At 63.0% G+C, this 6,972-nt stretch carries 5 protein-coding genes; all 5 read right to left on the minus strand.

Annotated elements, in window-relative coordinates; genetic code table 11:
* Positions 1-34 precede the first annotated feature (34 nt).
* Positions 35-2,836 (minus strand): type VI secretion system Vgr family protein, encoded by a 2,802-nt coding sequence (locus RCH14_RS23320; protein ID WP_343028490.1) that lies wholly within the window; start codon positions 2,834-2,836, stop codon positions 35-37.
* A 23-nt stretch (positions 2,837-2,859) separates the two neighbouring features.
* On the minus strand, positions 2,860-3,933 hold the full coding sequence (gene tssG / locus RCH14_RS23325; protein ID WP_343028491.1) for a type VI secretion system baseplate subunit TssG: 1,074 nt from the start codon (positions 3,931-3,933) through the stop codon (positions 2,860-2,862).
* Positions 3,897-5,741, minus strand: coding sequence for a type VI secretion system baseplate subunit TssF (gene tssF, locus RCH14_RS23330; protein WP_343028492.1), 1,845 nt, complete (start codon positions 5,739-5,741; stop codon positions 3,897-3,899). Before tssF ends, tssG begins: the two co-directional genes overlap by 37 nt.
* 15 nt (positions 5,742-5,756) lie before the next feature.
* Positions 5,757-6,218, minus strand: a complete 462-nt coding sequence (tssE, locus tag RCH14_RS23335; RefSeq protein ID WP_343028493.1) for a type VI secretion system baseplate subunit TssE — start codon at positions 6,216-6,218, stop codon at positions 5,757-5,759.
* A gap of 460 nt (positions 6,219-6,678) precedes the next feature.
* The coding region (locus RCH14_RS23340) for an integrase core domain-containing protein (RefSeq protein ID WP_343028494.1) at positions 6,679-6,972 on the minus strand (294 nt) is incomplete at its 5' end.

Consider the following 6,972-nt stretch of genomic DNA (forward strand, 5'->3'; position numbering starts at 1 on the left):
CGGTGATTGCGACACGGGAAGTGATGGCGCGCACTCATGCAGGCGCGTCCTCGGGGAAAATGCAAATGTCGATCTTGCCGTAGGCGTTACTGGTGGCCAGCGAGGTGCGGCCGAGTTCATCGGTCACCCCGCGGATGATTCTGCCGTTCTCCAACGTCAACTCGTAACGCCGGCGTGGCAGGGGCTCGCCCGTCGACTGGTGCTGCAGGATCACGCGTTCATCTGTCGCCAGCGTCGATGCCGGGAACGCCAGCGCGATGGGCGCACCCGCGCCGCCCTTGGCGAAGGCGTAGCTGGCGGCCTTGATCAGGTGCTTGCCCTTCGACTGCGCGCTGATGTTGTCGCTGCCGTAGTCGACCTGCACGCCGGTGGCAACGAGACGGATGTCGGGCGCCGAGAGCGTGATGCGCACGCCGGCCGCAAGCGTGATCTCGCCGCTGGCACTCAGTTTGATGTCGCCGTGCTGCGCTTCGCTGCGCATGTCACCGGTAGCAGCGACGAACTTCATGCCATCCTGGTGGGCAAACACGCTGACCTCGCGCGCACCGCGCAGGGCGAGCGCGCCGCCGGTGGCGATATCGGTATTGCCGGCGCTGACGAGGTCGATCTTCGACACGGCGCCCAACGCCAGGTTGGCCTCACTGGCGACGATGATGCCGGCCGGCGCTGCAGCGGCGAGGATCGGGGAACCGCCAGCTGCGCCAGCGGCGGTCCAATGACGCAGCTTGTCGAGCAGTTGCGGCAGTTCCATGCCGCTGTCGGCGTCCTTTGCGTGCAGGCTGGCGAATTTGGCCAACTGTTCCGCGACGCTCTGCAACACGTCGGCGACGCCCACCAGCCCTTCTCGGTCAAGTTGGCCGCCGGCCGCATCAAGGCTGCCTGCAGCGCTGATCAGCACGCCCTTGGCGCCGCGCACTGCAACAAAAGCGTCGCTGCGTAATTCTGCCCCTTCACCACGGAATGCGCCATGGCCATCGCATAGTGGCTGGACCAGGTAGCCCAGGTTCAGCTGCGATGCCGCATGGTCGCTTGCCAGCTGCGAGTTGATCTTGCCTGTCGTATCGTCAAACCGCAGCTGGTTGCCCCGACTCCCTTTGATTTCCAGGCTTCTGATGCCGGACAAATATTTATTGCCGGGCAAGGCGCCAGCGCCCAGGTAAGGCGGGCGGGCCAGCATGTTGTAGAGCTGACCGATGATGATGGGCTTGTCGGGGTCGCCGCCCAGAAAACCGATCAACACCTCGGTGCCGGGGCGCGGTAGCGCCAGGGCGCCAAAGTGCATGCCGCTGCCAGTGCCCGCCCAGCTACTGGCCACGCGTACCCAGGCCGAGTCGCGGTCCGTTCCCGAGGCGCCGGCGCCCTCGGCATGCGCATGGTCGCCCGCGCGCATGGCGGTAAATTGCACCTTGACGCGGCCCTGTGCGTCGCAGTAGACGGCTTCACCCGGCGCGCCGCCGACGATGGCGCTTTGCAATTGCGCGTGAGGTACGTCGACGCGCGCGTCCCAAGCCGGTACGAAGGTGATGTCGCGCCGTACGCAAGTAAGGCGGCACTGAAAGCGGAACTGGCTTGAATCAAACCAGTTCTGCGCCGCCAGGGGGAGGTCGGCGGTATCGGTATGCCAGCGGTTGCGTGCAAACAGACGCGCGACCCGCGCATCGTATTTCTTGGGCAGGTTGTTCTGCGCGGTGATGTGCGAGGACAGCACGACGAACTGGCGTTCGGCGTCCGGGTGGCGGTCGATGTCGGGGTGGCCGGCCAGGATGAAATATTCGCCGGCAGTGCAGTCCCGCACGCCGCCCTCGGCGTGGAAGCACGTGGCCTTGAAATCCGAGCGGTCCCGCGCCTGGCGGACCAGCCCCTCGAGGTCCTCATAGGTGTCGCGCACGTGTGGCGCCTCGCTGAGATACTGGTCCAGCGTGGCGGCCAGCCTGTTTCCCCTGATGCCCTGGTCGTCGGCGCTGGCGAGACTGGCGCTCATGAAGTCGGTGCCGCGCGGGTTGGCGTAGTCCCAGCTGTGACGGCTTACCCGGCCCGGACGCAAGGTGCGCACTGCGCCAAACGCGGTGATCGAGTCGCGCTCTTCCGTGGCGCTGTCGCGATGAAAACGGATGGTGCCGGCGCTGCTCAGTTTGAGCCGCCTGGCGTCCTGAAACAGCACCATGGTATGCGCTGGCGCCAAGGTCGGCCCGTCGGTCGCCGCAGTTTCGCCTGCCTCCCCGGCGCGACCCGGGCGGAAAAACCAGGAAACGCCGCGGCGCCGGAGCAGGCGGCGCACGAAGGCGCCCGTGCCTTCGTTGTATTGCACGATTTGGCGGCGCACCGGAAAGTCGCGCAGGGACAGCGCCGTCTCGAGCTCGAATTCGAACATCGCAGCCAGGCCCGGATTGGCGCGGCGCGCCTCGCCTAGCACGGTTTTGACAACAGTGAGCTCGGTCTGGTCGAGGAATACACGTGTGCTGACATCGAGGTCGAGAATGGCCAGAGCATCGCGCATCAGTAGTTGGTAGCTGGCCAGGCCGCCATCGCTTTCGCCGGCGCTCGCTGTAGCGACGATGCCGCAAATGCTGCGCAGCTGTCCCTGGTCGGTCACGATTTGCACTTGCACGGGTAGCCCGATCAGCGTGTCAAGTTGCAGGTGCGCGTCGAGCGCCAGGCAGTCTATGCGCATCTCGATGCCGTCGCAGATCGCCTCAACGCCTTCGATCCGCTGTGGCAGCAGTACGTCGCTGGCCACCCCGTCCGGAAAGCCCAACTGCATGCGCAGCGGGCGGTTACTGGCGGTGAGGATTTCGTTGAGTTCGTCGGCAACGTCGAAATCGTTGTCATGGTCCACGGGCATCTCCATCCAGGCTGCAATTAAAAGGCGATCAGATAGCGGGTGTCGGCATGGTCTGTCACTTGCGGAGCAGTGAGCACGACCGAGGCGCGACCCAGCCGGGCACGGTTGTCGAGGGCGACAGGGCGGACATCGGCAGCCCGTAGAATGAGGCGCACTTCGAATGCGACGGCAGGTATGGCGAACAGGGCCAGCATTGCCCTGAGCGCCATGCCGGCGCTGCCGCCAGCAAGAAAACGGTCGAATTCGATGCGCGTGAGCGGGCCTACCCACAGGCGCACCAGGGCATCGCGGCACCAGTAGCGGGGGCCGAGCATATTGCCGAACCCAAGCACGTGATTTTGTACACCGAGGACAATGCGATTGTCGTGACCAGCATCGACCCAGCAACCGACCAGCGGCTCGGTGCGAAAGGGCACGCGAAAAAAGTCGGTCAGCACGCCGGCGATCATTTCGCCCTGCATGGGACGATGACGAATCAACGCAGCGTAGCGGGCCAGGACTTCAGCGGGGATGACGGCGGTGGTCTTGTCTGCTGGTGCTGTCTGTGGGCGCCGGGGCCTGCCGGCCAGGGCCAGTTGTGCCTCCAGAAACCGGTCGCGGCCGTCAGCGTCGGCGCCGGATTCGATGTGGCAGGCGGCCCAAGCACGGTAGAACAAGACCATCATGCGATGCGAAAAGTTATCAAAGAAGGCGCGGCCCGCGTGGTTCTTTTCAAAGGCGATCTGCGCGGCGATGGTGGCGGTGTAATCGTAGGGCAGCACGCCGTGCACACCCAGAAAACCCATGAAGGCAGGCGTGAGGCGGATGTGGCGCAGGCGGTCCATCGTCGCTGAAATCGGTGCGCCTGGTAGCGTTGCGATCTCGGGGGTGTCGGCGTCGATGGCGAGCGCCTCGATCTGGCTGGGCGGAAAGCCCAGTGCGACGCTGTTTTTACAACGCAGCACCGTTTCGAGTTTTTTGCCGTGCAAAGCCGCGTCGCGCTGCAGCCAGAGCTCGATCAGGCGCACGGCTTGAAAAAAATGAAACCGGCATGGTTGCGTGATCAACCGGTCGATCAGACCAGCTTGCGCGCGCCGTTGCGTGGGTGGCATCGGATCAGCTCCTTTCCGCTCGCTTGCGAGATAACCGTCAACTGCGTGAAGCTTTGGCAGTGCACGTAGAGGCCAAAAAAATGGTCGAGTACCGAGACGAACAAGTCGATACCGGTGCCGGCGAAGGCATCCTCATCGAGCGTAATGCGCACCGCCAAACCGCGCACCAGGGCGCTATGACCGTCATCGCGCAGCCAAAGGCTCGTCTCGCGCTGGTCTAGCGCGACGATGCCGGCGATCTGCCGCTGCGATACCGACGACTGTGGCAAGTCGTACAGCGTCAGCGTTTCTTGAAGAAGAGGCAGGCCGTCGGCAGAGAGCGCGCAATGACTGAGCGACAGGTGCGCAATCAGGCGCCAATGGTCCTGCGCACTGAACCGGTATTGGGGCGTTGGCCGGCGCAGGAAACGCAGCGGATAGCCATCGCTCGCCCCCTCAAGCTTGAGGTCGCCGCCTGCAGAGTCGTAGCAGAGTCGACTGGGTAGATCGCGGTTGGTGCAGGTGAGTTCTATCGATACGCTGGCATCGGCTATATCCAGTGGATCAAGGTCCAGGTCGACCAGCGCGATGCGCGTTGCGTGACCGGGGTGGCGCAGCGCCGCCAGCTCGTCGCGGCGGACCACATAGTAGCGGCCGTGGCGGCCACCGGCTTCGCCATGGCGCAGCGAGTAATACGGCCGGAATTCTGTCAGGGTCTGACCGAGGCGCGATTTCTGCACCGTGGTGACCTTGTCGACGCTATAAATATCGCAGACGTCGGCGTAAGCACCATCGGCGAGCAATGCATAATCAGGCGTCATGTGTGTCAGTTCAATCGGACATGCCGGGTGCCTGAACAAATTCACGACCGGTATGCATCCGGGTACGAAATTCTCGCTCGAGAGCTGGCTCAGGGCGCGGCCAGTGTGCGTATCGGCGGCTACGCCAGCCAGACCCAGGTGCAGGGTGAGGCGCCGGCACGTGGTCGGCAGGTGGGGCGCCAGCGCCGGCCAGTCAATGTCGAAAAAATTGAATTTCTCAGGATTGACAAAATACTCGCTCAGCAACAAGTAGGCGGGGTGCGACAAGATGCTGCGCGGAAGCGCCGACTCGTGCGGATCGAATCCCACCGCTTTGAGCGGCACGGTACGCAGAGCCAGCCAATTGCGGTCAACCTCCAGGTACGCCGCCTTGGTATGCATGAACAGCAGGTCGCGTGTGGTCGCGCACAGCGACGGTTCGGCATCGATGAACAGGCGCAGCCTGTCCAGCTGCACCTGCCCCAGGCTCAGGGTGGCCGCTTTTGATTCGATGTCGATGGAAAGCATCGTCGTGACAGCGGCCGGTCGTGGCATCGCCGGCGGCAAGTTGAAGTACGGTTGGAAGGTGACCTGTTCCACAACCAAGGGGGTGATGTGCACGTCGAACACGGTGCGCAGCCGGCACGAGGGCCCGTCGGCCGAGCGTGCCACCAGCGTAGCGCCACGGGGGATCAAGCCGGGCGCCGTCATGGTCGCAAGGCCAGCGCTCGAATCGACGCGCACGATGGCGGTGGATGGAAAAGGTTGCAAGTATTGAGGGTAATTGAGCTGCAGCAGGGCCTCGGTCACCTTGTGATCATTGTCATCGATCAGCTTGGCAATGCGGGCGTTCGACAATGCTGTGGCCTGGATAAAGCGTTCGATATGGGGATCGTTGCGTTGCCCGCCTTCCATGCCCAGCTGACCGGCTTGGGCAGGAAATTCGGCGGCGAACTCGGCGTTGAGGGACTGCATGGTGGAGAGCTCGCGCTCGTAATACAGGCGGATCGCTTTCAGGAGTCTCTTCATCTGGCACTCCGGGGGTCAGCGAATGGCGTACTGCAGACTCGAGGGCTCGAGCAGGATATCGAACTGCACGCGGTCGTCATTGGCCAGCGTGCGCAGTTGCCCGGAGATGGCGAAACTGAGTCGGTTTACCCTGCCGGCATCTTCGACCAGCCGGGCCCGCACCTGTGCCAGCCGCGGCTCGTTGCGCACGATGGCAGCGGTGAGCAGATCACAAATTTTCTTGCGGTCGCTACTACTGGTAAGGCACAGCTGAGCGAAGTCGGCCAGGCCGAAATTGACGATGGATTCCCTGCAGGCAGGATACGTCGCCAGCTCTTCCGGAGTTAGGGCAACGCGGGTGTTGAGCAGGGCTTCGAGGTCGCGCGCAATGGCAAGCTTGTATTGCGCCAGCGTTAGCTGAAGCGGTCGCCGCCCGGTGGCGCATGCGGGGATTGGTGCGATCAGCCGGTCCCACACACTGGACGTATACATGACCATTTTGAAGCACTCCCGTTGTTCGTTCCCAGGGCAGGGCGGCATGGGCGTGGCACGCATGGACGCACCGTGCAAGTCCCGATTGGGTTTTTACGAAGGGAAATTATTGCGCCGACACGCGTCGCGAGTGTGCGGTAACGCAAACAAATCGAACGTCGTGCGTCTGACTGGCACGGCACAAGTGAATCGCCGCATTGGTCTTACACGCTTGAAGCTACCTTGGCGGGTACAGGAGAGGCAGCGATCCGAGGTGACATGGCGTGTCTCTTTCAGGCTGCCAATCGACAAGTTGTGGTCTACAATCCGGCCATCATCGAGACTTGCCGCAGCCGTGAACGCCGTCACTTGCCTGCATCCTGACGCGCCCCGTACGAGATCAGCTTGCGCGCTGTCTTGCTCATGAAGTCTTTGGGGCAATTCAGGCGGTAATCCCCCCATTTTTAGAGCACGCTAAAAGTAGAGGTTAAGCGGCGAGCGCCAGTTTCTGTTTTGGCGTAATACCACCGAGTGCCATGTTGGGCCGGTCGGGATTGTAGGTCCACAACCAGCTGGTGGCAAATTCCTGGATTTCGTCGAGCGTCTCGAACAAGTGATGGGCGAGCCAGTCATAACGAACCGTCCTGTTGTAGCGCTCAACGTAGGCATTCTGTTGGGGCTCGCCTGGCTGGATGAAATCGATGCGGATGCCGCGTTTTGCGGCCCACGCCAAGGTCACTGCGCTGATGTATTCAGGACCGTTGTCGCATCGAATGGATTC

The organism is Massilia sp. MP_M2 (genome assembly GCF_039123635.1).
GTDB lineage: Bacteria > Pseudomonadota > Gammaproteobacteria > Burkholderiales > Burkholderiaceae_D > Telluria.